The organism is Halomonas sp. GT, from assembly GCF_002082565.1.
In the GTDB taxonomy this organism is placed as follows: domain Bacteria; phylum Pseudomonadota; class Gammaproteobacteria; order Pseudomonadales; family Halomonadaceae; genus Vreelandella.
Window position 1 is genome coordinate 925,724 of the sequence record NZ_CP020562.1, and the last position, 24,647, is coordinate 950,370.

A 24,647-nucleotide genomic window follows, 5' to 3' on the forward strand; every position below is an offset into this window, starting at 1 on the left:
GCGTGAAAAAAGCAGCGCCCGTTGCATAGTGTTGTGCTCGCTGCGTTAAGCCGTGGCGCTACTCAACGCAATAAAGAAGCCTGCAATTGAGGCCGACATTAGGTTAGAGAGTGTACCGGCCAATACGGCCTTCACGCCAAAACGGGCAATCTCTTTGCGGCGAGTAGGGGCAATGCTGCCTAAGCCGCCCAGCAAAATGGCAATGGATGACAGGTTGGCAAAGCCACACAACGCAAAGGAAAGAATCGCCATGGTGTGCGGCGTCATCATTTGACCCGTGGCGGCCACCACCTGTTCCCCATCAATGTAGGGAGCCAAATTGATAAAGGCCACAAACTCATTCACCACCAGTTTTTGACCTATGAACGAACCCGCCAGCGTGGCTTCTTCCCAAGGGACGCCAAGTAAGAAGGCAAGCGGTGCAAACAGCCAGCCAAGAATCAGTTCAAGGCTAAGTGATTCAAAGCCAAACCAACCGCCAATGCCGCCCAAAATACCGTTAATCAGGGCAATAAGTGCAATAAATGCGAGCAGCATGGCACCGACGTTGGCGGCAAGCTTCATGCCAGACGTAGCGCCCGCTGCGGCTGCATCCAATACGTTGGCGGGTTTGTCTTCCTGCTCTTTAAGCTCTTCTTCTACTTTTGAAACGCTGTCGCTATCCGTCGCGTCTTGAGTTTCAGGCATGATAAGTTTGGCAAACAGTAGGCCACCCGGTGCCGCCATAAACGAAGCGGCGACCAAGTATTCCATGGGGATACCCAGCGCGGCGTAGCCCGCCAGTACCGAACCGGCCACCGATGCCAGGCCCCCGCACATCACTGCAAATAGCTGAGAAGGCGTCATGCGGGCGATAAACGGACGTACCACCAAAGGCGCTTCGGTTTGGCCAACAAAGATATTTGCCGTGGCAGAAAGGGATTCAGTACGTGAGGTACCGAGTGCTTTTTGCAGCGCGCCGCCTAAAATCCGAATAACCCATTGCATGATGCCTATGTAGTAAAGTACCGCGATGAGCGACGAGAAAAAGATAATCACTGGCAGTACTTTTATAGCAAAAACAAAGCCGACGTTATCGACATCGGCTAAGCCGCCAAATAGAAAGCCAATGCCGTCATTGGCGTAGACCAATACTTGGCTAACGCCGGACGAAATGGCTTGCAGGACTGCTTGGCCAAAGGGCACATAAAGTACAAATGCACCAATACTCGCCTGAATGGCAAACGCGCCAAGCACGGTGCGCAGCCGAATGGATTTACGGTCGTAAGAGAAGATAAGTGCGATGGTTACCAACGTAACCATGCCTACCAAGCTCATGATGAGAGTCATGTGGGTACCTTCCGAGCGTGTGAAGTGAAGCGATTACAGTAAGTTTAATTTTACTGAGTAAATCATCGCATTTTGGTAAGCGTTCGGAGTACCCAGCTTATTGTCTGAGTAGCGATACTGCACGCCGGTGGTAATCAGCTCAGAAGGGTGCCACCACAAGCTAAGCGCGCCGTTAGTGCCCACGCTGCCCGCTTTACCGCCCACGTAGTTTTGTTCCAGGTACTCGTCGTCACGGCCAAAGGTTTGTTCATGCCAGTTAGTGACACTGAAGTTCTGGTTGAGTGCTGAGAAGTCATAACCTGCTACCCAGCCTGCCATAAAGCCATTCATGCCAGTGTAGCCGTCGCTCTGTACACGCGCTGCGCCAATAAACGGTTTGAGCCATAGGCCGTTGTCGAACGTCGTGCGGTAGCCTAGACCGAGAATTTGATCCTGCTCGCGAGCGTTGAAACCATAATCGCGGAAGTCGTACAGGTGCGCGTAGATCGATAGCGGGCTGTCGCCTAAATAAATATGCGAGGTGACTTTTCCTGCGGTACGAAAGTTGTCTTTACCGCCGCTTGATTCGTCAAACTGATCGTTGGTTGGGTTCTCGAAATCGAAGAAACCGTAGAATTCACCCCAGCTGTAACCTACGCCGCCTTCAATTTCTACAAACGTGAAATCACTTTTTGCTGCGTTATTAGCAGTACGCGCTTCAGTGCCGCTAGACCAATCCAAGTAGTTCACCGAAACGTTGGCAAACGACCAAAGAGGAGTCATTGGTGAAGAGGGGGTGTCGCTTGCTAACGCAGGGGTTACCAGCGCGGAGCTAGCCAGCAAAACGCCAGCGCCAAGCGTGACGAAAGAAGAACGAGAAAGGGTTTGAGCAGTCATGAAAGCCTCAACAAGGTTGTTATGAGTCGTGTGGGCTGGCAGTAATGTTAAAATTATAACATTGAGTGTTATTTTTTTAACGTTGATTTGCAAGTATTACGACATCAACGCTATGTATATGTGATATGACTTTCAAATAGCCAAAGGGCGGCCTCTGACAGTGGAAATATCATGGGGGCTGGCTCAGCATAGGCCTTGGATACCCGCTAACCGCTGATAACAAATAACATCTGAACTTGGGATTAAAGGAGAGGTTTGCTATGAATGACCGAAGCGCTCAGCGTTTGGCAATGTTGCAAGAAGCGCTTGCCAGTGGGGGAACATTGCATCTACGCGATGCTGCTGAGCTGTGCGGTGTTTCTGAAATGACGATCCGTCGGGACGTTACTACGCAGCCTTCGGCGATTAGCTTGTTGGGCGGTCGGTTAGTCATGGCAAACTACCCTGGCGTAACGCCGGTGTATGATCTGACTGAGCAACAGGCGAGCCATTATCAGATCAAACACCGCCTCTGTCAGCGAGTAGCCAGCTTTATCGAAGACGGCGATACGCTCTTTATTGACTGCGGTTCAACGTTGATTCCGTTACTTAGTCAGTTGAGCCATTTCCGCGAGCTTACTGTGGTGACGTATGCCCTTAATGTGGCTAATTCAGTGGCCGCGTTGCCTAATGTGCGGCTAGTGCTGCTAGGGGGGCTGTTTTATGCCTCATCGCAATCGTTTGGCAGTGATGGTATGCGTGCTGCCATTGAGCGTTTAGGCATTAATAAAGCACTGATCTCTGCGGCTGGGGTAGATTGCGAAAGGGGCGTTAGCTGTTTTCATTTTCATGAGGTGGCGCCAAAACAGGCTGCCATTGCGACCGCTATGCAACGTTTGTTGGTTGTTGATGCCAGCAAATTTGGCTTAGTTCGCCCAGCCTATTTTGCCGCGTTATCCGATTTTGATATTGTCGTAACCGACGATGAGCATGCACCTAAATTACAAGATTGCCTTCCCCAGGCATCGCTTAGCGTGACTGTCACCTAACATATTCTGAAGCATTCAGGGTGCGGCAAAGCGTCTCTTTCTGATTGATCCAGATCAATAGAAAATACTTTAGTCTTAGTTTATGCATGCGTGGCGTGTATGAGCTATGGCTCGCTACCAACCCCTTCGGTAGCGCATATTTTTCCCGAAGCAACGCTTACGTACTCACTGTTCTGGGAAAAGTATGGGGTGTTAGTTAGCGGGCTATTTAGCTAGCTATTAAGCTGGCCAAATAGTGCGCTGTTTTGGACAACTCTCTGACGAGATCACACCATGCAACGACATACCCTCTGGCGCAGGCGAGGCACATTCGTGCTCGTCATGTTGTGCCTGTTGTTAACGGGCTGCAGTTCTGCATTGTTGGATCCCAAGGGGCAGATTGGCGTTGAGCAACGCTCGCTAATACTGACCTCATTTGGGCTGATGCTAATTGTAGTGATTCCGGTGATAGTGATGACGCTGCTGTTTGGTTGGCGTTATCGGCGCAGCAATCGCAATATTGCTAAATACCTACCCGACTGGGCGCACTCTAATGCGATTGAAGTCGCGGTATGGACAGTGCCTTGTTTAATCATCGCTGTCTTAGCGTTTCTTACCTGGAAAACCTCCCATAGTTTAGATCCCCATAAGCCCATCGAAAGCGATACCGCCGCAATGGAAATCCAAGTGGTAGCGCTGGACTGGAAATGGCTGTTCATCTACCCCGAACAAGGCATTGCCAGTGTCAACGAGCTGGCCTTTCCTGTGGATACGCCGGTGCGTTTTCGTGTCAGTTCTGGTTCGGTGATGAATGCGTTCTTTATTCCGCGCTTAGGCAGCCAAATCTATGCCATGGCGGGTATGGATAACGATGTTCATCTAATTGCAGATGACGTCGGCGTTTATCCAGGCCGTTCCACTAATTATAGCGGTTCGGGCTTCTCTGGAATGACTTTCGATGCTCACGTTACCACCCCTGAAGATTTTGAGATGTGGGTTGAAAACGTGCGGGCTTCCAATGAAACCCTGACCTATCCCGAACGCTATAGCGATTTAGTCAAACCGAGTGAATACCACCCGGTCGAGTACTTCTCTGAGGTGTCTCCGGCGCTCTATACGTCGATTCTGACCAGCTTTCATACCGGTGGCAGTGGGCACGGTGGTCATGGCGACCATGTTAACCACGAAGCCGTCAGTGATGTTGACGATAGCCACGGCGAGTCTGGCGAGCTAGAAAGCGCAGGCGCTACCCATCATCAGGCCGCGTTTGGCCACGTTACCAATCAGCATGCTAGTGAGGATCACGCGATGAGCGGCCATCCCACAAGCGTTGAAGCGGGGGGTTAAGCATGTTTGGAAAACTGACGTTAGAGTCGATTCCGTATCACGAACCGATCATTATGATCGTTGCCGCCATGATGGCGATTGGCGGTGCTGCGCTTATCGGCGCATTAACCTATTACCGAAAGTGGGGCTGGCTGTGGAACGAGTGGTTTACCTCCGTTGACCACAAAAAGCTCGGTATTATGTATTTTGTGGTTGCCTTGGTGATGCTGCTACGCGGCTTTGCCGATGCGATTATGATGCGTACCCAGTTAGCTATGGCTGCTGGTGGGGCCGCGGGTTACCTCCCTCCTGAACACTATGATCAGATCTTTACCGCCCATGGCGTGATTATGATCTTTTTCGTTGCGATGCCCATGGTCATCGGTTTGATGAATCTGGTGGTGCCGCTGCAAATTGGTGCGCGCGACGTTGCTTTTCCTTTCCTGAATAACCTGAGTTTTTGGCTGTTCGCGGTGTCCGCGATTCTGGTTAATATTTCTCTGGTAGTAGGGGAATTCGCCAAAACTGGCTGGCTCGCTTACGCGCCGCTTTCGGGGATAGAGTTTAGCCCTGGTGTGGGGGTCGATTATTGGATATGGGCGTTACAAATATCTGGCATAGGTACGACGCTCACCGGGATTAATTTCTTTGTTACGATCCTGAAAATGCGCACTAAAGGCATGACCATGTTCCGCATGCCTATTTTTACCTGGACATCGCTTTGTGCCAACGTCCTGATCATTGCCTCTTTCCCGATTCTTACCGCAACTATCGCGCTGTTAACCCTAGACCGCTACTTCGGCATGCACTTCTTCACCAATGATTTTGGCGGCAATATGATGATGTACGTCAACCTCATCTGGGCCTGGGGCCATCCGGAAGTGTACATCCTGATCCTGCCAGCTTTTGGCGTGTTCTCTGAAGTGATCGCGACCTTCGCTCGTAAGCGTCTGTTTGGTTACACCACTATGGTATGGGCCACAGTGGCGATCACACTGCTGTCGTTCATCGTTTGGTTGCACCACTTCTTCACCATGGGGGCTGGGGCCAACGTCAACGCCTTCTTCGGCATTATGACGATGATCATTGCCATTCCCACTGGGGTGAAAGTATTCAACTGGCTGTTCACTATCTTCCGCGGCAGCCTGGAGCTGACCTCGCCGGTGCTATGGACCTTAGGCTTTATTATTACTTTCACCTTAGGCGGTATGACCGGCGTGATGTTGGCGCTACCCGCGGCCAACTTTGTACTGCATAACAGTCTGTTCGTGATTGCCCACTTCCACAACGTGATTATTGGTGGCGTGGTATTCGGCATGATGGCGGGCTTAACGTACTGGTTCCCCAAAGCCTTCGGTTTCACGCTTAGCGAGAAGTGGGGTAAGCGTTCATTCTGGTGTTGGTTTATTGGCTTCTATGTCGCCTTTATGCCGCTCTATGTGTTGAGCTTCTTTGGGGCGGTGCGCCGCATGCAGTCCTATGCCAACCCTGAATGGCAGTCGTGGATGATCCTGGCCTGGGTAGGTGCCGTTATCATCATGATGGGCATTGCCTGCACCATTATTCAGTTCTGGGTGAGTATTCGTGATCGCAAACTGAATGCTGATGTGACTGGCGACCCATGGGATGGCCGTACATTGGAGTGGTCAACGTCATCACCAGCACCGTTCTACAACTTTGCCCGTTTGCCAGAAGTTGGTGATATCGACAGTTTCTGGTCGCAAAAACAGCGTAGCAACGAGCAGTTGGATGAAGCGCCTTATACCGATATCCACATGCCTCGCAATACCGTGGCAGGGCCGGTTATCAGCTTGTTTGCCCTGGTACTTGGTTTTGCACTGGTATGGCATATCTGGTGGCTAGCCGCGGTGGGCGCGCTTGGCGTAGTCATCAGCTTCTTAGCGCGTGTTTTCAACGATGATATCGACTACTACGTACCTGCCGCAGAAGTGGCGCGGATTGAGCGTGAGCACCAGCAGCGTAAAACCGCACCGCCCGCCAGTGACTCAACTGATAGTAAGCAGACAAACTATGCGGAGGCGCGAGCGTAATGGCTACCGATACCCTACACCATGGCGCAACGTCTGAGCCCCATGAGCACCATGATGCCAGCGGCACCAAAGTATTCGGCTTTTGGGTCTATCTAATGAGCGATCTGGTGATCTTCGGGTCACTGTTTGCTACTTACGCCGTGCTCATGAAAGGCACGGCGGGCGGCCCGACCGCGGCAGATATTTTCGAGCTGCCTTTCGTGCTAGTCGAAACCTTCTTGCTGCTGTTTAGTAGCTTTACTTTCGGCATGGGCGTGTTAGCCATGAATGCTGAGCGCATTGGCCAGGTAAAGGCGTGGTTAGCGATAACCTTCCTGCTGGGTGCGGCATTTGTTGGCATGGAACTCTATGAGTTCCAGCACTTGATTCATCAAGGCTATGGGCCGGATCAGAGTGCATTTCTCTCGTCATTCTTCACCCTGGTGGGTACTCACGGCCTACACGTGAGCGTTGGTTTGGTATGGATTCTCGTGATGTTGGTGCAGCTTTCTACCAAAGGGCTAACACCGATGACTCGCCCCAGGATTCTGTGCCTAAGCCTATTCTGGCACTTTCTGGATATCGTCTGGATCTGTGTTTTCTCGTTCGTTTATTTAATGGGAGTGCTGTGAGATGAGCCATTCTTCATCTAATTCAACTTCTTCCCATGGCAGCGTTAAATCGTATGTGACTGGGCTTCTGCTATCTTTAGTGCTAACCGTGATTCCATTCGCGGTCGTTATGAGCGGTGCACTAAGCATCGCCACAACGGTGGTCGTTATCGCAGTAACAGCCGTGCTGCAGATTTTGGTTCAGCTGGTCATGTTTATGCATATGAACACCAACGCCGACGAAGGGTGGAACGTAATGTCTTTCGTTTTCACGCTGACGATACTTGTCTTGGTGGTAGGGGGCTCTTTATGGATCATGCAGCATCTGCATCTCAACATGATGATCGGCTAACGGTGGTGCCTAGCCGTTGGCGTGACCTGCTCGCGCTGACAAAGCCAGGCATTATTGGCGGCAATCTCATTGCGACCTTAGGCGGCTATTTTTTAGCCGCCCACGGTACCTTTGATTGGGTCACGTTTAGTACGGTCATGTTGGGTATTGCACTGGTCATTGCGTCTGGCTGTGCCTGTAACAACGTTATTGACCGTGATATTGATGCTTTGATGGCGCGTACGCGTCATCGCCCTTTGGCCAAAGGGCGTATCTCTATTACTCAGGCATTAGGCGTTTCGGCGCTGCTTGGGGTCGCAGGCGTGGTGTGTTTGGCGTTGGGCACCAACGGCTTAACCGTGGCACTAGCGGTGATCGGCTGGGGTGTTTACGTTGGGGTGTATAGCCTTTATATGAAGCGGCACTCTGAGTACGGCACGTTGGTAGGCAGCCTTTCTGGGGCGATGCCGCCGGTCGTTGGTTATTGTGCGGTGACGGGGCAGTTTGATAGCGGTGCTTTCATGCTACTGGTTATCTTCTGCCTTTGGCAGATGCCGCATTCGTATGCCATTGCGATTTTTCGCTATGCGGATTATCGCCGGGCATCGATTCCGGTGCTGCCGGTGGTGCATGGTATCAAACGGGCAAAACACCACATTTTGGGCTACATCGTCGCGTTTATTCCCGCATCACTAGCCTTGGTGCTGGCGAGCAAAGCGGGCACAGGATATCTGTGCGTTGCATTAGCAATGGGCGGTTACTGGCTGTATCTAGCGCTGTGTGGTTTTCGACTGGGTGATGATGTGCGCTGGGCCAAAAAGGTGTTCGGTGTATCGATTCTGACGATTACTGCAATGAGCTTAGTGATGGTGCTAGAAGCCATGGTGCCTATGTGGGCGTGAAGCGAGCGGACTGAAAACCCTTGGCAGGGGCGCTGTAAACCCATCCCTGGGCGCTACTTTCGCCATCCCTGGCGAAAGACCCCCGATACGGGTTGACTCAGCCCTTTGCCTTCGATAGAGGCTTCAACCTAAAACGCCCCGAGCAGCTTATTCACTGTTCGGGGCGTTTTTATTAGTAGATACAAAGAGTAGCTAGTGGCCTAGCTCTCCCGTTGGCTGGCTTGAATCGCGGTGAGTGCAATGGTGTAAACGATATCGTCGACCAGCGCGCCCCGGGAAAGATCGTTCACTGGCTTATTCAAACCCTGCAGCATCGGGCCAACGCTGACCACACGAGCGCTACGCTGTACGGCTTTGTACGTCGTGTTGCCAGTGTTCAGATCCGGGAAAACAAACACTGTAGCTTTGCCCGCGACAGGGGAGTCGGGTGCTTTCTGCTTACCAACGCTTTCAATGGCGGCCGCGTCGTACTGTAGCGGACCATCGATCGCGAGGTGTGGGGCGCGCTCTTTGGCGATGCGGGTAGCTTCGCGCACTTTATCTACATCCGCACCGGTGCCAGAGTCGCCAGTGGAGTAGCTGATCATGGCGACTCGCGGTTCAATGCCAAACGCTTCAGCGGAGCGGGCGCTTTGTAAGGCGATTTCCGCTAGGGTTTCGGCGTCGGGGTCAGGATTAACCGCACAATCGCCATACACCACCACCTGCTCAGGCAGCAGCATAAAGAAGATCGATGATACCTGATTATATTCCGGTGCCGTTTTGATCAGCTGAAACGCTGGGCGCACCGTGTTGGCGGTGGTGTGCACGGCACCTGATACGAGACCGTCGACTTCGTCTAATTGCAGCATCATGGTGCCCAGCACTACATTGTCCTGGAGTTGGGCTTCAGCGGTTAGCTCGTTCAGTTTGCCGCGGCGACGCTCTACCATCGGGCTGATATAGCTGGCCCGGGTGCTCTCAGGATCAATAATCGTGAGCGAACCCGGCAGCGTCAGGCCGCGATGACGGGCAACGCTTTCGATATCTTCACGCTTACCGAGCAAGACGCAGTCGGCAATGCCACGCCGCTGACACACAATCGCGGCTTCAATGGTGCGCGGCTCATCGCCTTCAGGCAATACAATGCGCTTCTTGGCTTGCTGGGCAAGTTTGACAAGCTGATGGCGAAACGCTGATGGGGACAAACGGTGGATATAGCCACGGCTGAGCTTGGCTTTAAGCCACTCTAAATCCATGTGGGCAGCCACATAGCGTGCTACCTGCTCAGCTCGTTCGAAATCGTCCATGGGGATTTCGCTACTCAACTGGCTCAGGTTTTGCGCCGTGGTCAAGCTGTCGGTTTCCACTGCCAGTACTGGCAAGCCGGTTTTTAGTGCCGGGCGACACATTTCAATCATATTGTCGTTAGGCATGAAACCATTCGTGAGCAGCACACCCGCTAGCTGGGTGCCGTTCATGGTTGCTAAGGCAGATGCCAGCATTACGTCGTCACGGTCCCCAGAGGCGACAACTAAACTGCCCGGTTTGAAAATATGCAGTGCATTGGCGGCACTTCGTGCGCACAGGCTAGTAGAAAGCACGCGGCGGCTAGCGGCTTCCCCTTCATTGAGCATCTTGGCATTCAGCGCTCGCGCGACATCTAAGGTGCGCGGTGCGCTTAACGTATTGCTGTAAGGCACTACGCCAATCAGGTGAAAGCTGTCTGTTGCTAGCGCTGGCGAATAGCGACGCAGTTCATTGAGTATCGGCTCTTCAAGGTGGGGCTTAATCGTGCCGGGTGCTGCAGAAAGGTCGTCTTCCTGACCATAGGGCAGGTTTTTCATGCGCATTAAAATGCCGCCAAGCGTGCGGCTGGAGCTAACGCCACCAAAGCTTCTAGCATGCATGTCCAGCTCTTCGGCAAGTCGCTGGGGCTCGTTTAAATCGCCAGTGCCGACCAAAATGATTCGCGCATTAAGCGCATCTGCCAACTGGGCGTTGGTTTGGGTGGCGTAAGTGGTATGTTGGGTTGGAACAACGCCTTCTACTACGACCAAATCTAGTGCGCTGCCATCTCTGTAGGCTTGCTGGGTGACCTGCTCAAAGAGCTCAATGACGTTCTCCATTAGCTCATCGGTTTGATCATCACGCAATAAGCGTTCTAGCCTTGCCTGGGAAATAGGCGACGGCGGGCGCTGGTTGAGCGTGCGCGACACCAGGGCTGTTGAGCGGTCAAGCCCTGGGCCGTTTAGCTCATTTTGCATAAATGGCTTTAAAAAACCGGCTTTCAAGCCGATGGTATCCAGTGCTTGAATTAACCCAAGGCATGCGGAGGTTAGCCCCGCGCCCATGCTGGTGGGTACCAGTAAGATAGCTTGGGGTTGCTCGACAGTGTTGTTCATTTAGTCGTCTCCACACAGTGGCGGGTTTCCAAGGCGATACGACCCTCTTCATCCGTAGGAATTACCCACACTTCGGGGCCATCGTGGTCGGCGTTGTCCAGCTTGCCTTCTTTACCCCGAGTAGTGGCTTCATTAGCCACGTCATCTAAACTGAAACGAAAGTGGGGCAGTAGCGCCAGTACATCACGGCGAACGATCGGTGAGTTTTCGCCGATGCCGCCGGTAAAAATAACGCCATCGAGTCGAGGCAAGGCGCAAGATAGGGCGGCTAACGATTTAGCAATGCGGTAGCAGAATATCTCTAGCGCCAGTTTGGCACCTTTATGGCCAGCCAGTGCTTGGTCTTCTACTTCACGCATATCATTGGTTAGGCCGGAAAGGCCCAGCAAACCACTCTGCTTGTTGAGTACGTTATCGATCTCATCCATTGACCAGCCAAGCTGGCGGTGGAGGTGAGCGTGCAAGCCAGGGTCAACATCGCCGCTGCGGGTTCCCATCACTAAACCTTCTAACGGCGTAAGCCCCATGCTGGTATCCAGGCTTTGATTGTTCCATATGGCACTAGTAGAGCAGCCGTTCCCCAAATGGGCGGTTAACCAACCACCCGCACCGCGGCTACTTAATTTGGCAGCACGCTGACTGACATACGCATGACTAGTGCCATGAAAACCATAGCGACGGATGCCGTGCTCTGTGTACAGCGCTTCCGGTAGGGCGTAGCGGTAGGCACGAGGCGGCAGTGTCTGGTGAAAGGCCGTATCAAACACCGCTACCTGAGGTAAGTCTGGAAAGACGTGTCGGGTGGCGGCAATACCAGCCAAGTTAGCAGGGTTATGCAGTGGCGCGAGTGCTGCGGTGGTTTTTATCGCGGCTACAACGCTATCGTCAATCATAGCTGCCTGGGTGAAGTGTTCGCCGCCGTGAACAATGCGGTGCCCAACTGCGCCAGGTACTCGACCTTCCAGGCGCTTAAGGATAGCGCTTAGTGCTTCAGCGTGATCAGCATTGGGCAGCGCTTGGGTAAAGCTTTCCCCCGCGCTGTTCTTACCTTTTAAACGGGCTTCGCTACTCCCTAAACGCTCTGCTAGGCCAGCTAAGCGCGGTGCCTGAGGGTCAGAATCAATCAATGCATATTTGATAGAAGAAGAGCCACAGTTAATGACCAGCACCGGTGTGTTCATAACAACCTTTATAAAGTAGTTAGCGTAAAAGAGGGGTAGACCTTAGTATAACATGCTGCGATGCATGATATTAGCGCGGTATTTCGTTAGCCTTCACCATTAAATGTCGTCATCCTGCTGTTTAATCTACTTAACGTGAGCCGTTTTGTTCCTATGCCTTCTACGTCGTTACCAACGCTACTGCCTCGCCACCTAGCCATTTTTTTGATGATGTCGGTGGCTACTATGTTCGCAGCTAACCACGTTTCCGCGCGGCTTGCGTTTGATAATGGTACTGGCTTACTTCTTGCGGTATTGATGCGTTCAGGCGTGGCGTGTTTGATTTTGCTGACACTGGTCGTGGTTCAAAAAAAGCGGCTTTGGCTACCGCCCGGCACATGGCCATGGCAGCTGGCAGTAGGGCTTCTGATTGCCATCCAAAGTGTGAGCCTTTATTCAGCAGTGGCTCGTTTGCCGGTGGTCATTGCATTGTTGCTTGTTAACACCTTTCCTATTCAATTAGCGCTGTTAAGTTGGGCGCTAGGCGGTCCTCGGCCTTCGCTGCGCAGTTGCCTGATTATGGGCACGATTTTAATTGGGCTGCTAGTGGTACTCGATATACCGAGTTGGTTCGCGGATGCCAATGCCATGGGACCTGAATGGTTGGTCGGTATAGGGTTCGGGCTAAGTGCCGCTTTTGCGTTTGCTTGTGCGCTTTGGGTCACCGAGCATCGATTAGCAAGGGTAGGCAGCACGTTACGTAGCCTGCTGACCATGCAAACGGTATTTATTGTCATGATCGTTGGCGGGTTGCTAGGGGCGGTTCCTGGGGGAATGAGCTTGCCAGATAACAGCGCAGGCTGGACAGGACTAGCCTTATTAGCTTTGCTATACGGTAGTGCTTTTTCCCTACTGTTTATTTTTGTGCCACGCCTGGACATGGCGCGCAATGCACCGGTTATGAACTTCGAGCCAGTAGCATCGTTACTGCTTGGTTATATCGTTCTAGGTCAGATGCTAAGCCCAAGCCAACTCGTAGGTGGGGCAGTGGTCGTTGGTGGCATTGTTGTGCTCAGCCTTTCTAAAGGTAGGTAAGCAGGAGAGGAAAAAGGAAACTATATGCAAGTTGGGCCGGAAGATTGCGTTCTCCTAAAGTATAAGCCAAAATTAAAAAGTGTAAGGAAACGCTGTTTTTTAACTGAGGTTTAACTTATGAAGATGACCGTATTATCACTCACCTCTGCCGCTCTTTTAGTTGGTGCGGGTACGTTCGCGGCATCGGCTCAAGCGCAACAATCCTTCCAGTACCCACAAGGATATGTGGGCGGCGATGCCATGTTTTGGAGCCTGAACCCAGAAAGAGGCTCTTCACGCGATGACGTTGGTTTGCGTCTCCGCGGTGGGGCACAGTTCAATGACTATTTCGCCTTAGAAGGTCATTTGGGCACGGGTGGTTCAGATCGTGGCGCCGAGCTAGATCACGTTGCAGGTGCTTATGCGAAAGGTATCGTACCCATTGCACCGGAAGTGCGTTTGTATGGCTTAGCGGGCTTCACTGAGGTTGATATTAACAACGACCGTGAAACCGGTTTCTCCTACGGTGCCGGTGCGGAAATGGATATCAGTTCCAATGTATCAGTAGGCGCTGACTACATGCGCTATCTGGATAAATCTGCCTATGATTTTGATGCTGCCAGTGTAGGCCTAAAGTACCGTTTTTAAGGCAATCGCCTAACACTTGATTAACCTGCCAGCAGAAACAAAGCCCTATTGCTAACCCTAGCGATAGGGCTTTTTTTTTGCGCTAAACAAAGGGGGGCTGGCTAACGCTAGTAGGGGGCTGGTTCACATAATAAGTTAATGTATTGAGAGAAAGTCATTGGAGTGACTTTATTGAGCGCTTGTTCATAATGAAAATATTGTTAGCGTGCTAATGATTTGTTAGACTAAAGTATTCCACCTAACAATATCTCCAAGCGGCGACATAGTCGCTTTGGTGCTCGTCAATGAGAAATTCCAATGTCCCCTGATCAACAATTTACCCGCTGGGTGAAAATAGCCCTGTCAGTGTTTCTGTTGCTGTTCGTTTACTTCTTACTGGCCGACAGCTTTATGCCTATGACGCCTGAGGCGCGAGCAATGCGCCCCGTCACCAGCATTGCTCCTGAGCTAAGCGGCCCCGTGCAAGACGTCGTGGTGGGCGATCATCAGCAGGTAACCCAGGGGGATGTGCTGTTCCGCTTAGACCCATCTCCCTTTCAAATCGCCCACTCCCAAGCCCAATTAAACCGGGAGCAAGCGGAGCAAGAAAACGCCCGATTGAATGCAGAGCTAACGGCTGCCAGGGCATCACTTTCCTCGGCACAGGCCACTCTCGATGAGCGTAGCGGTGAGCGCCGCCGTGCTGAATCGCTTCTTGGGCGACAGGGGATTTCTCGTCAGCAGTACGAACAGCAGGTCGCGGCCGAACATACCGCACAGGCGGCTGTGGCATCTGCCCAGGCACAGATTGAAAGCTTAGAGGTACAGTTGGGAGAAGAGGGCGACGATAACTTACGCCTTCGCCAAGCGAATAATGCCCTTGAAAAAGCTGAGCTGGATTTAGCCCATACGGTGGTAAAAGCGCCAGAGTCCGGTGTGATCACTAATCTTCAGCTACAGCCTGGCCATTATGTGCAGGCGGGGCAGCCTGCGGTGGCGCTGGTCGCGAGCACGGTAGAGGTCGTGGCTGATTTTCGTGAAAAGAGCCTGCGCCATGTGGCGCTTGGCGATGAAGCAAAAGTGGTATTTGATGCGTTGCCTGGACAAATTTTTGAAGGGCATGTCAGTGCCTTTGATGCTGGCTCCCGTGCAGGCCAGCAGGCAGCGGATGGTCAACTTGTGGATATTCCTGCTTCAGATCGTTGGGTGAGAGATGCGCAACGTGCGCGTATTCATGTGGCGTTAGATACGCCGTTGTCTGAGCTGCCCCCGAGTGGTGCGCGGGCAACGGTACAACTAGTGCCAGGCGAACATGCAATGGCTAAGCCGTTTGCGTGGTTGCAGGCGCACCTGATTAGTTGGCTGCACTATGTTTATTAAAGCGGCTATTAAAACGGTTATTAAAAAAACGCCTGTAGTCGCTGTTAATAAGCCAGCGCTCTCTCAAAACGGCCTGCGCCAGTGCCTGCGGGTAGCGGGAGGCGGTTCGCTGGGGTTTATTATTAGCCAATTGATGGGCTGGAATTATGGGGTGTTTTTTACCGTTTTCCCGATGTTCTTGTTGGGTATGGTGCCGATTTTAAATGGCAGCATCATTCGCCAGTTTTTGGTGAACGTTAGCTTGAATGCTTTGGAAGTCAGCATGGTGGTGGGGCTTCTAAAGCATATGCCGGTAGTGATGACGCTGGTCGTACTAGGTCTGTTTTTGCTGCGCTTCAATCTAATGGCAAAAGGCCCGCTGTTTCTGTTTGGCGCGAATGGCGTGTTGACGCTAAGCATATTACTGCACTTTGCTAGCTACCCTGGTGTTGATTTAAGCGCTCTCTTGGCGAGTAATATTATGGCCAGCTTACTGGCGGTATTTATTGCCATGTTAATGCATACGCTATTTCCCGATATTGATCCCCGCCAGCCACCACCGCGCAGTGCAAAGCCCGCAGCTCAAATTCGCCATGAAACATTGATGGGTGGCATTACGGCCACACTCTCATTTGTAGTGTTCCAAGTGTTTGACCTACGCGATTCACTGTCAGCGCAAATGGCCACCATTCTGATTCTGTTTGCTTTAGGTTATTCCGGCGCTCGCGTGTCGGCAGGTAAGCGAGCAATCGGCACGCTACTGGGCTGTAATCTGGCGTTGGCGATGCAGCTACTGCTTTACACCCAGAGCCATCATTTTTTGTTGGTGATTTTGCTCTATTGGCTTGGATTAATGCTGTTTGCTAGAGAACATATTTTGGAAGGTGGCGGCTCAGGCATTGGCTTTGGAGGGCTGACAACGTTGGGTATTCTCTTTGGTCAATCGTTAGGTCCTCAGCAAGACCTTGTTTATAGTGCGCTTTATCGGTTTTCTTCGATGAGCGTTGCGCTCGTGAGCACCTTGTTGGTAATGGCTTGTTTGCACTGTTTGCTAAATTGTTGGCAGCCAACGCGCCTACCTAAAAGTAATTGAGGTAACTTTTCTAACAAAGGCTACGCTAATAAAGGTGTCGCCATTCGAAGTAAGTAATCACTTAGTGAGCGACATCATTCCCACTAACGGATTAGAGGTGTTCGTCATGGCAAATGGCAAAGATGATAAAGTGAAAGGTACCGCCAACAAAGCCGCCGGAAAAGCGAAGGAAACAGCGGGAAAAGTAACCGGAAGTAGTAAAACAGAAGCTAAAGGTAAAGCCCAACAAGTTAAGGGCGAACTGCAAAAAGGTAAAGGTGAGGCCAAGGAAAAGGCTAAGAAATAACGCCTAGCCAGGGCATTCCAGTGCCAACAGGGGCTAATAGTCTCTGTTGGCTTTCAGGCAGCAACTCAGTAGTGGCCAAGCAGCTTCCACCACAAACCACCGACGATTACCCAAATGAGTAGGTTCACCACGCTCATAATGAAACCAGCTTTCCACCACTCTCCCAACGTCAGGTAGCCTGAGCCAAAAATGACTGGTGAGGTGCCTGTGGCGTAATGGGTTAAGGTCATCATAATCGAAGACGTGGCCGCCATAATCAGCACAAAGGGCATAGGTGGGGCGCCGAGGCTTAAGCCAACGGTAAGGAATGCTGCCATCATCGCGGTGATGTGTGCAGTCGTGCTGGCGAAAAAGTAATGGGTATAAAGAAAGGTGAGTACCAGAAGCGCAGAGGCTCCGGCCCAACCAATCCCCATCATGGTAATCCAACTCTGCATATTCGCTGAAAACCAACTAATTAGGCCTGTTTCGTTAAGTTGGCTAGCCATCATGATAAGTGCACCAAACCACAATAGCGTATCCCACGCATTTTTCTCTTTCAGCACATCCTCCCAGGTCAAAACCCCTGTTAGCAGGAGTAGCGATAAGCCAATAAACGCAGACGTGGTGGTATTAAGCGTGACCGCATCCCCCAGGAAAATCGCTGGGATGTCCGCCCAAAGCAAAAGCAGCACTAAGAAAACGAACAGCATGATGCCTTCGTTTCGGCTTAGCTTTCCTAGTTCGGCAAGTTTGTCTCTCGCCAACTGGGTGGCATTCGGGGTTTCTTTAATTTCTGGTGGGTAAAGCAAGTACAGAATGTACGGCATCGCCAGGATGGCGACCAAGCCCGGCAGCAGCATGGCGACCGCCCAGGTTAACCAGCTCAGCTGTATTTCCGCCCCAGTGGCGGACGAGATAAGTTGAACGGTTAATGGGTTAGGAGCGGTGGCGGTGATGAACATAGCCGAGGTGATGGGGTTACTGTGGTAATTCACCAGCGCTAGATATTTGCCGATTTTGCCCGACGTGTTGTCTTCAGGGTGTGAGTCAAAGCTGTGAGCGATAGAGCGCATAATGGGGTGGATAATACCGCCACCTCGCGCTGTATTACTTGGTGTGACAGGCGCAATTGAAAGCTCGGAAAAGGCGAGGCCATAGCCAATTCCCAACGTGCGCTTGCCAAAAATCGAGATGAAGTAGTAGCCAATACGCGCACCCAGGCCAGTTTTAATCAACCCGCGAGAAATCATAATCGCAATGGCAATTAACCAGATAAGTGGGTTGGCATAACTGCTTAAGGCGACATTGATGGCCTCGCCTGGCGTATCGCCGGTCACGCCACTTGCCGCGACAATAGAAATCGCAATCACAGAGATCGCCCCAATAGGCATGGCTTTGCCGATGATAGCGACAATGGTGCCGACAAATATTGCCAGCATGAGCCAAGCGTTTGGTGTCAGCCCTTCTGGCAAAGGAATTACCAGCCAAATCAATAGAGTGGTGGCCACAGCGATTGCGGTCGACCAGGGTTTGAAAGGTAGTGTCGACATGATGGATACCTATAGATTAAAAACAGCCGCTAGCGGTGCACTTGTTATAAATAAGATAGCGCGGTAAATGCTATTTAAGTCTATATATATCTAATGTATCTCTCATTGCTCCACGTCAATTGCTGTTCCTTAATCCAGTGGGTTCAATAGTGATGGGGTATCACTCACTTCAATAGGAGCCATTACATGCCTGCCATGATGAAAGCCGCTATTTTTGTTGAGCCTGGCCGCATTGAGATTAACGACAAGCCCATTCCTGAGATTGGCCCCAATGATGCGCTGATGCGGGTAACCACCACGACTATTTGCGGCACCGATGTACACATCTTAAAAGGCGAATACCCCGTTGAGCGCGGCTTAACCATCGGCCATGAGCCGGTGGGCGTGATTGAAAAGTTGGGTGCCAATGTGAAGGGCTACCAAGAGGGCCAGCGCGTCATCGCCGGAGCGATTTGCCCGAGCTTCACCTCTTATGCCTGCCAAGATGGTTGCTCCTCGCAAGATGGCGGCCACCACAGCCACGGTTATAAACCGATGGGCGGCTGGCGCTTTGGTAACACCATCGATGGTGCCCAAGCTGAATACCTACTGGTGCCCGATGCCCAGGCTAATCTCTCTCCCGTGCCAGACGGCCTAACCGACGAACAAGTACTGATGTGCCCCGACATCATGTCGACCGGCTTTGCTGGTGCCGAAAAGGCGGGTATCAATATTGGCGACACTGTGGTGGTGTTCGCTCAAGGCCCGATTGGGCTGTGTGCGACGGCGGGAGCACGGCTGCGCGGGGCCGGGATGATTATTGCGGTAGACGGTGTCGATGAACGTTTGGCAATGGCCAAGCAGATGGGCGCTGATGTGGCGCTGGATTTTCGTAAGGTCGATGTTGTAGAGGAAGTGCTTAAGCTTACGGGCGGGCGCGGTGTGGATGCGGCCATTGAAGCACTTGGTCTGCAGCAAACCTTTGAATCAGCTTTGCGGGTGTTAAAGCCCGGCGGCACGCTGTCTAGCCTTGGCGTTTACTCTGAAGATCTAACGATTCCGCTGGGCGCTTTCTGTGCTGGGCTGGGTGACCACAAGATCATTACGTCGCTATGTCCCGGCGGCAAAGAGCGAATGCGCAGGCTGATGAGCATCATTGCTGCAGGGAGACTAGATCTGGGCCCCATGGTCACGCACCGCTATGCGTTGGAGAACATTGTCGATGCTTATGACCTGTTCTCCCATCAGCGCGATGGTGTGTTGAAAGTGGCCCTTGAGGTCTCGTAGCGCTTAAGTAAGTTCAAGAGCCACCTATATGGCACATTTATCAGCCAAGCTGCCGACGAAAAACTCGCTAGCGTCCACAGTGACACGATGACAGCTGCATCCAATGGCGAGTTTTTCGGATGTTAGGAATAGCCAGTGCTTAGTTCAATTCCAGCGAGAAGCTCATTTCAACGCCTGCATCATCCACTCTGAACCAGTACTCCATGTTCTTGTAGATATCGCTATATTGCTTGAGCAAATCAATATCAAGCTCTGCCAATTCATCGGAAGGCATTTGCGCTATAACATCGGCCAGCGAATGGTAGAACTCACCTGTCAGATGGCCATGAACCAGTAGGTCACGCTCGGAAACAGGGGCTTGCAGTTCTTCCTGTAGTGTTTCGGAATCGCTGATGCCAACGCCTAAGGTAATGGCGCTTTCAGACATGGCCGCGTAGAGCTCTGGTGAGTCTGGTGGCAGCATCATGCTGTCGATTCTCTTGGCTTCTCCACCGGGTTCAAGTCCAAGTGCCCCTAAATCAGGTGCGAACGCGCTTGCTGTAGACAGCAGTGCAAGCGGGTTTTGCGAAGCGAGGGTCAGAAGACCAGTGCCAGTGGGCTCGCCATCTTTCATTGTCAGGTTGTTAAGGCGTGCTCTGAAACCAGACAGGGATGGGCCAATCATCATGGCGACTGGATTGTTGATCGCCTTATTGATCTCATTCCAGGTGCTGTTTAATTCCTGAAGCTCATCACAGCTAAACGGGTTTTGACGCACTTCCTGAGCATACTTCTGAACAGTTTGCATCAGTACCGGTAGATTCAGGCCTAGCCCAAAGCTGGCCATGCCCTCTGTGCTACCAAGGCCCGGAACCTGAGCGGTCATTGCACGAAGATCGCTGACAATAGCCTCATCGGTTTCTAGGATGAGATTCATCTCCATACGGTCGAGGTTATACTCACGCATGCCCATTACAAGACCAGGGAAGCGGTTGGTGATGCGGTCAATATCTGCTTGGCAGGCGGAGAGATCCAGCCGCTCTGCATCAGCTGCGTCCAATAGTGCTTGAGTACCTAAGTGTGTAGGTGTACTCAGCTCACTAAGCAGACGTGATGAGTCGATTTCCCCAGCACCATAGGGCGTGAAGCCATGACGCTGTTCAATTTCCTCTAGGGCGCCGGTATCACCAATGTTGCTGTCAGGCAGGGTGCTACCCAGCACCTGTGATAGCAACTCATCACTGACATTTTCTGGCACCACCGACATCAGCAGTTGCTTATCGATAATGGCCATGATGGCTTTGATCGGACCATCTTGTGTTAGCACCCAGTACTCTTTTCCATCTGTTGTGGCCGTACTCGGGTTGATATCTGCATTGGTGAGGATGCGCTGCAGCGTTTCGCGGAAAGCGTCTTCATCCTGCAATTCCATACGCAGAGTGGGCAATATACCCAGTCCGTATAAAGCGACCTGGGGGCTCATTTTAAAGCCCAATGCATGAATATCATCGAGTGTTTCAACCCCGACAAACTCTTCCCCCATCGCGATCAACAGTGACATCAGCGAATGCAGCACGTCATCGTCAATTTCGTGCAGCATGTCGCGCAGTTCATCCAAGTCAGCTTCAAGGCTATCCTTTGGCTGCATGCGCTGGTAAAGAGCAAAAGCATCTTGTTCAGGCATTGATTCCCGTGTTGCCACAAAATAGGGAGAGTCGGCGGGGATATATTTCAACAGGGAAGCTGAGAGGTTTTTTGGTGCTTCCTGCTGTGTGTCTGTTGCTGTTGGCGCGCTATCATCGCTGCAGCCACTCAGTACGCCCGTGCTGAGAAGGGCAAGAGAAACAGCCAAGGATAGTTTCGTTCTCATCTAGAGTCAGTCCTTTGAAAAATGTTGGCTTTAAATTGAGCATTTGGAATAAAATTCACTGTGAATGATAATCATACACAACTTAAATTAAACTAACCTCTCCATGGGTAAAAAAATGGCCCTTGAGGTCGTGTAAGACCCAAGAGCCACTCGTTATTAGCGAAACTTACAGGCTGCTATTTTAAACTTCTTGATACAGCTCGCTGCCTTCGCGGCGGAACTTCTCCGCTTGCTCCTGCATGCCACGTTTGACTGCCTCGGAATCACTTTCAGCGGCATTTTCCGGCGTGCGATCCCGATAGGTATCGCGTACTTCCTGGCTGATCTTCATGGAGCAGAACTTTGGCCCGCACATGGAGCAGAAGTGCGCCACTTTGGCGGAATCCTTTGGTAGGGTTTCGTCGTGGAATTCACGGGCGGTGTCCGGGTCTAGCCCCAGGTTGAATTGGTCTTCCCAGCGGAATTCAAAGCGTGCCTTGGAAAGCGCGTTATCGCGACGTTGTGCCGCCGGGTGACCCTTGGCCAAGTCTGCTGCGTGGGCAGCAATCTTGTAGGTGATGATGCCGGTTTTGACGTCATCTTTATTCGGCAGACCTAAGTGCTCTTTCGGCGTCACATAGCAGAGCATTGCACAGCCGAACCAGCCGATCATGGCCGCACCGATGCCCGAGGTAATGTGGTCGTAGCCTGGGGCGATATCGGTGGTCAGTGGGCCGAGGGTATAGAAAGGTGCCTCATGACACGCCTCAAGCTGCTTATCCATGTTCTCTTTAATCAGGTGCATGGGCACATGGCCAGGGCCCTCGATCATCACCTGAACGTCGTGTTTCCAGGCAATCTTCGTCAGCTCACCCAGGGTCTCCAGCTCAGCGAACTGCGCTTCGTCGTTGGCATCGGCGACTGAGCCGGGACGCAGGCCATCGCCCAACGAAAACGCTACGTCGTACTGTTTGCAGATCTCACAGATCTCTTCAAAGTGGGTATACAGGAAGCTTTCCTGGTGATGGTACAAGCACCATTTAGCCATAATGGAACCGCCACGGCTGACAATGCCGGTCACCCGGTTGGCGGTCAGTGGCACATAGCGCAGCAGCACACCTGCGTGAATGGTGAAGTAGTCCACGCCCTGTTCAGCCTGCTCAATCAAGGTGTCGCGGAACACTTCCCAGGTCAGGTTTTCGGCAATGCCGTTGACCTTTTCCAGCGCTTGATAGATCGGCACTGTGCCAATCGGTACCGGCGAGTTGCGGATAATCCACTCACGGGTCTCGTGAATGTTCTGGCCGGTGGAAAGGTCCATGATGGTGTCCGATCCCCAGCGGATACCCCAGGTCATTTTGTCGACTTCTTCTTCAATCGACGAGGTAACTGCCGAGTTACCCAGGTTGCCGTTAATCTTCACCAGGAAGTTACGGCCAATAATCATCGGCTCGGATTCTGGGTGGTTGATATTGTTGGGGATAATTGCGCGCCCCCGGGCGACTTCGTCGCGCACAAATTCCGGCGTGATCTCTTCCGGCAATTTTGCACCAAAGCTCTGGCCAGGGTGTTGGTGACCAAGAATACGCTCAACTTCAGCGGTGCCTAATGTTTGGCGGCGCTGGTTTTCGCGAATGGCAATAAATTCCATTTCAGGAGTAATAATGCCCTGGCGCGCATAGTGCAGTTGGGTGACATTCTTACCTGGTTTTGCCCGGCGCGGGGTGCGCGTTAAATCAAAACGCAACTGAGCAAGCGTCGGGTCGTTAGCGCGGCGATTGCCGTACTCACTGGTGGGGCCGTCAAGGAACTCGGTATCGTTGCGCTCTTCAATCCAGGCGCGACGCAGGGCGGGTAAGCCTTTGCGTAAATCGTTGTTGGCGGCTGGGTCGGTGTAAGGGCCAGAGGTGTCGTACACCAGTAGCGGCGGGTTCTCTTCATCAATGCTGCTGGTTTTAGTCGGCGACAGAGTGATTTCCCGAAACGGCACGCGGATATCGGGTCGTGAGCCTTCAACGTACACCTTGCGCGAGGCGGGCAGCGGCTGAATGGCAGCGGCATCGACTTGGGCGGTTTCGGCTAAAAAGTGGCTGGTTTTACTTTTTGAGGTCTTAGTTTTTAACGTTTTAGTGTTTAAAGTCTTCGTCATGACGGTCGTCTTCCTTCAGTATTGATTGTGGTTGTTGTATTGACTTAATGAGCGAGGCTCTGGCCTTCAAGATCGGCGTCTATCAGGTGCAGGCCCATCTGCCAGAAGTCGATTTCTAGACGCGTGGCATCGCGAAAGATCTTGCTCAGTTCGGCAAAGCGGGCAGGGGTAACATCAGCAAGGCGGGCGTTGAGCCATTCAAGCTCTGCCTGCATGGCGGCCTGAAACTCCTCGCTTTCGTACATCGCTATCCAGGCATCAAAGGGGTTTTTCGCGCCGCGAAGGGTAGAAGGCTGAGTGTTCAGCCAGTTGGCGATTTCGCCGTAGCCCACCAGGCAAGGGGCCAGCGCCACATGCAAATCGAGCAGGTCGCCGCGATTACCGGTGTCTAATACGTAGCGGGTATACGCCAGGGTAGCTCTGGCTTCGGGAAGCTCCGCCAGCTCTTGCTCGGAAATCCCCCACTCCTGGCAAAAGCCAACGTGCAGGCCCAGCTCTACATCCACAATGGCTTTTAAACCTTCATGGGCTTGGCGCAGATCAGCCAGCGTAGGGCTTTTATAGGCGGCCAACGCGTAGGCGCGGGCGAAGTGAATCAAAAACAGGTAGTCCTGCTTCAAATAGTGGCGAAAGGATGCTTCTGGTAGCGCGGCGGTACCCAACTGACGGACAAAATCGTGCTCAATATAGGCGCGCCAGTCGTCATGGCAGGCATTAGTAAGATCAGCAAAGCGGTAGCCCATGGTGCCTCCGGTAGTAATGATCCGGAAGGTGGGCGGTTGAGATCGAGGGAATGGCGCAGAAGGTGGCGTAAAGCTAAGCCGGGCCATCGCTTGATCCCTACGCCGGTACCCGCGCGCTCGTCATAGGAGCAGCGCATTAGCCGGATCAGGTTCAGCGGGACCAGCGCTTTGGCAGTATCAAGTGGATACACGCCCTGCGCCATCTCAGCCGGATTCACCGGCACCCCGTCAAGCAGTTAGTGCCAAGCAGTCTAGGAGGACGAGAGAAGAGATGCAAGGGGGGGAGTGAGTGAATAGCGGGCTTCTTAGAAATGTTAATGCACTTGGCTAACCTAACGCCGCCACGCGTCTCTCGATTGCCAGACACTCTAAAAATTACCGCATTTCATGGCCTGACAGGGCAGCAGGGTACCGCACGTTGTGACATCGAATGAACAAGCGAATCCAGTAACAATAAGTTTTCTCAGTACGGAGGCTATAGCGCTTGACCCGCAGAGTCGCCTTGACGCGTTCCATTAGTTTCATAAGAGCCACCCTTGGGTACTGTATTATGAATACAGCATTATTGAGCAGGGCAAAACACGCAAGCACGCGAATTTTGGATAGGCTGCCAAAATTGGCTTTGCTCTCTTGGGAATCAATGGGGTAGAGTCAAATTGGGTAGCTGCAAAACCCCAATGAATGCGCCGTCGCGTTTATTGGGGTTTTGTAGCGAGGCGTATAATCACTGTTAG

The 24,647-nt window shown here is 52.2% G+C and carries 21 protein-coding genes and 1 riboswitch; of the genes, 12 read left to right on the plus strand and 9 right to left on the minus strand.

Going from position 1 to position 24,647, the window contains the following annotated elements; genetic code table 11:
- Positions 1–45: 45 nt before the first annotated feature.
- On the minus strand, positions 46–1,329 hold the full coding sequence (locus B6A39_RS04285; RefSeq protein WP_083001716.1) for a NupC/NupG family nucleoside CNT transporter: 1,284 nt from the start codon (positions 1,327–1,329) through the stop codon (positions 46–48).
- Positions 1,330–1,362: 33 nt separating this feature from the next.
- On the minus strand, positions 1,363–2,205 hold the full coding sequence (locus tag B6A39_RS04290; protein ID WP_083001718.1) for an outer membrane protein OmpK: 843 nt from the start codon (positions 2,203–2,205) through the stop codon (positions 1,363–1,365).
- A 260-nt stretch (positions 2,206–2,465) separates the two neighbouring features.
- Between B6A39_RS04290 and B6A39_RS04295 the strand changes: the two genes are divergently transcribed.
- The 6 genes from B6A39_RS04295 (at position 2,466) to cyoE (ending at position 8,412) form a co-directional block, all read left to right on the plus strand.
- On the plus strand, positions 2,466–3,233 hold the full coding sequence (locus tag B6A39_RS04295) for a DeoR/GlpR family DNA-binding transcription regulator (protein ID WP_083001720.1): 768 nt from the start codon (positions 2,466–2,468) through the stop codon (positions 3,231–3,233).
- Positions 3,234–3,506: 273 nt separating this feature from the next.
- Positions 3,507–4,559: a ubiquinol oxidase subunit II gene (cyoA, locus tag B6A39_RS04300; protein WP_083001722.1), complete on the plus strand. Its 1,053-nt coding sequence runs from the start codon at positions 3,507–3,509 to the stop codon at positions 4,557–4,559.
- Between the two features lie 2 nt (positions 4,560–4,561).
- Positions 4,562–6,589 (plus strand): cytochrome o ubiquinol oxidase subunit I, encoded by a 2,028-nt coding sequence (cyoB, locus tag B6A39_RS04305; protein ID WP_083001723.1) that lies wholly within the window; start codon positions 4,562–4,564, stop codon positions 6,587–6,589.
- A complete protein-coding gene (cyoC, locus tag B6A39_RS04310; RefSeq protein ID WP_083001725.1) occupies positions 6,589–7,200 on the plus strand; it encodes a cytochrome o ubiquinol oxidase subunit III in 612 nt (203 codons plus the stop codon). Before cyoB ends, cyoC begins: the two co-directional genes overlap by 1 nt.
- 1 nt (position 7,201) lies before the next feature.
- A complete protein-coding gene (cyoD, locus tag B6A39_RS04315; RefSeq protein WP_083001727.1) occupies positions 7,202–7,531 on the plus strand; it encodes a cytochrome o ubiquinol oxidase subunit IV in 330 nt (109 codons plus the stop codon).
- A complete protein-coding gene (gene cyoE, locus B6A39_RS04320) occupies positions 7,489–8,412 on the plus strand; it encodes a heme o synthase (RefSeq protein ID WP_009722392.1) in 924 nt (307 codons plus the stop codon). Before cyoD ends, cyoE begins: the two co-directional genes overlap by 43 nt.
- Before the next feature lie 200 nt (positions 8,413–8,612).
- Here cyoE and pta read toward each other — a convergent pair whose 3' ends face one another.
- Together pta and B6A39_RS04330 are read right to left on the minus strand one after the other, a co-directional pair.
- The gene (gene pta, locus B6A39_RS04325) at positions 8,613–10,796 is read right to left on the minus strand and encodes a phosphate acetyltransferase (RefSeq protein WP_083001729.1); all 2,184 of its coding nucleotides are present in this window, start codon (positions 10,794–10,796) and stop codon (positions 8,613–8,615) included.
- The gene (locus tag B6A39_RS04330) at positions 10,793–11,977 is read right to left on the minus strand and encodes an acetate/propionate family kinase (RefSeq protein ID WP_083001731.1); all 1,185 of its coding nucleotides are present in this window, start codon (positions 11,975–11,977) and stop codon (positions 10,793–10,795) included. Before B6A39_RS04330 ends, pta begins: the two co-directional genes overlap by 4 nt.
- Before the next feature lie 153 nt (positions 11,978–12,130).
- On the opposite strand from B6A39_RS04330, the gene B6A39_RS04335 reads away from it, so the two are divergent.
- From B6A39_RS04335 to B6A39_RS04355, 5 genes are all read left to right on the plus strand, one after another.
- Positions 12,131–13,051, plus strand: coding sequence for an EamA family transporter (locus tag B6A39_RS04335; protein ID WP_083001733.1), 921 nt, complete (start codon positions 12,131–12,133; stop codon positions 13,049–13,051).
- A gap of 117 nt (positions 13,052–13,168) precedes the next feature.
- A complete protein-coding gene (locus tag B6A39_RS04340; RefSeq protein ID WP_083001735.1) occupies positions 13,169–13,678 on the plus strand; it encodes a porin family protein in 510 nt (169 codons plus the stop codon).
- Positions 13,679–13,975: 297 nt separating this feature from the next.
- Entirely contained in the window at positions 13,976–15,037 is a 1,062-nt protein-coding gene (locus B6A39_RS04345) for an HlyD family secretion protein (RefSeq protein WP_083001737.1), read from the plus strand.
- The gene (locus B6A39_RS04350; RefSeq protein ID WP_083001739.1) at positions 15,027–16,109 is read left to right on the plus strand and encodes a DUF2955 domain-containing protein; all 1,083 of its coding nucleotides are present in this window, start codon (positions 15,027–15,029) and stop codon (positions 16,107–16,109) included. The genes B6A39_RS04345 and B6A39_RS04350 overlap by 11 nt, the downstream gene beginning before the upstream one ends.
- A 106-nt stretch (positions 16,110–16,215) precedes the next feature.
- Complete coding sequence (locus B6A39_RS04355; protein ID WP_083001741.1) at positions 16,216–16,395, plus strand: CsbD family protein; 180 nt, start codon at positions 16,216–16,218, stop codon at positions 16,393–16,395.
- A gap of 65 nt (positions 16,396–16,460) precedes the next feature.
- On the opposite strand, the gene B6A39_RS04360 is transcribed toward B6A39_RS04355, so the two are convergent.
- Positions 16,461–17,927, minus strand: coding sequence for a DASS family sodium-coupled anion symporter (locus tag B6A39_RS04360; RefSeq protein WP_083001743.1), 1,467 nt, complete (start codon positions 17,925–17,927; stop codon positions 16,461–16,463).
- Positions 17,928–18,113: 186 nt separating this feature from the next.
- Between B6A39_RS04360 and B6A39_RS04365 the strand changes: the two genes are divergently transcribed.
- The gene (locus tag B6A39_RS04365; protein WP_083001745.1) at positions 18,114–19,193 is read left to right on the plus strand and encodes an NAD(P)-dependent alcohol dehydrogenase; all 1,080 of its coding nucleotides are present in this window, start codon (positions 18,114–18,116) and stop codon (positions 19,191–19,193) included.
- Between the two features lie 139 nt (positions 19,194–19,332).
- Here the strand turns inward: B6A39_RS04365 and B6A39_RS04370 are convergent, their stop codons facing one another.
- From B6A39_RS04370 to B6A39_RS04385, 4 genes are all read right to left on the minus strand, one after another.
- On the minus strand, positions 19,333–21,042 hold the full coding sequence (locus B6A39_RS04370; RefSeq protein WP_083001747.1) for a hypothetical protein: 1,710 nt from the start codon (positions 21,040–21,042) through the stop codon (positions 19,333–19,335).
- A 181-nt stretch (positions 21,043–21,223) separates the two neighbouring features.
- On the minus strand, positions 21,224–23,170 hold the full coding sequence (gene thiC / locus B6A39_RS04375; protein ID WP_083001749.1) for a phosphomethylpyrimidine synthase ThiC: 1,947 nt from the start codon (positions 23,168–23,170) through the stop codon (positions 21,224–21,226).
- A gap of 44 nt (positions 23,171–23,214) precedes the next feature.
- Positions 23,215–23,913 carry a thiaminase II gene (gene tenA, locus B6A39_RS04380; protein WP_083001751.1) on the minus strand — a complete coding sequence of 233 codons (699 nt, stop codon included), beginning with the start codon at positions 23,911–23,913 and terminating at the stop codon, positions 23,215–23,217.
- A 77-nt stretch (positions 23,914–23,990) separates the two neighbouring features.
- Positions 23,991–24,151, minus strand: a riboswitch (TPP riboswitch).
- A 137-nt stretch (positions 24,152–24,288) separates the two neighbouring features.
- Positions 24,289–24,438: a phage integrase N-terminal SAM-like domain-containing protein gene (locus tag B6A39_RS04385; RefSeq protein WP_083001752.1), complete on the minus strand. Its 150-nt coding sequence runs from the start codon at positions 24,436–24,438 to the stop codon at positions 24,289–24,291.
- Between the last annotated feature and the right edge of the window lie 209 nt (positions 24,439–24,647).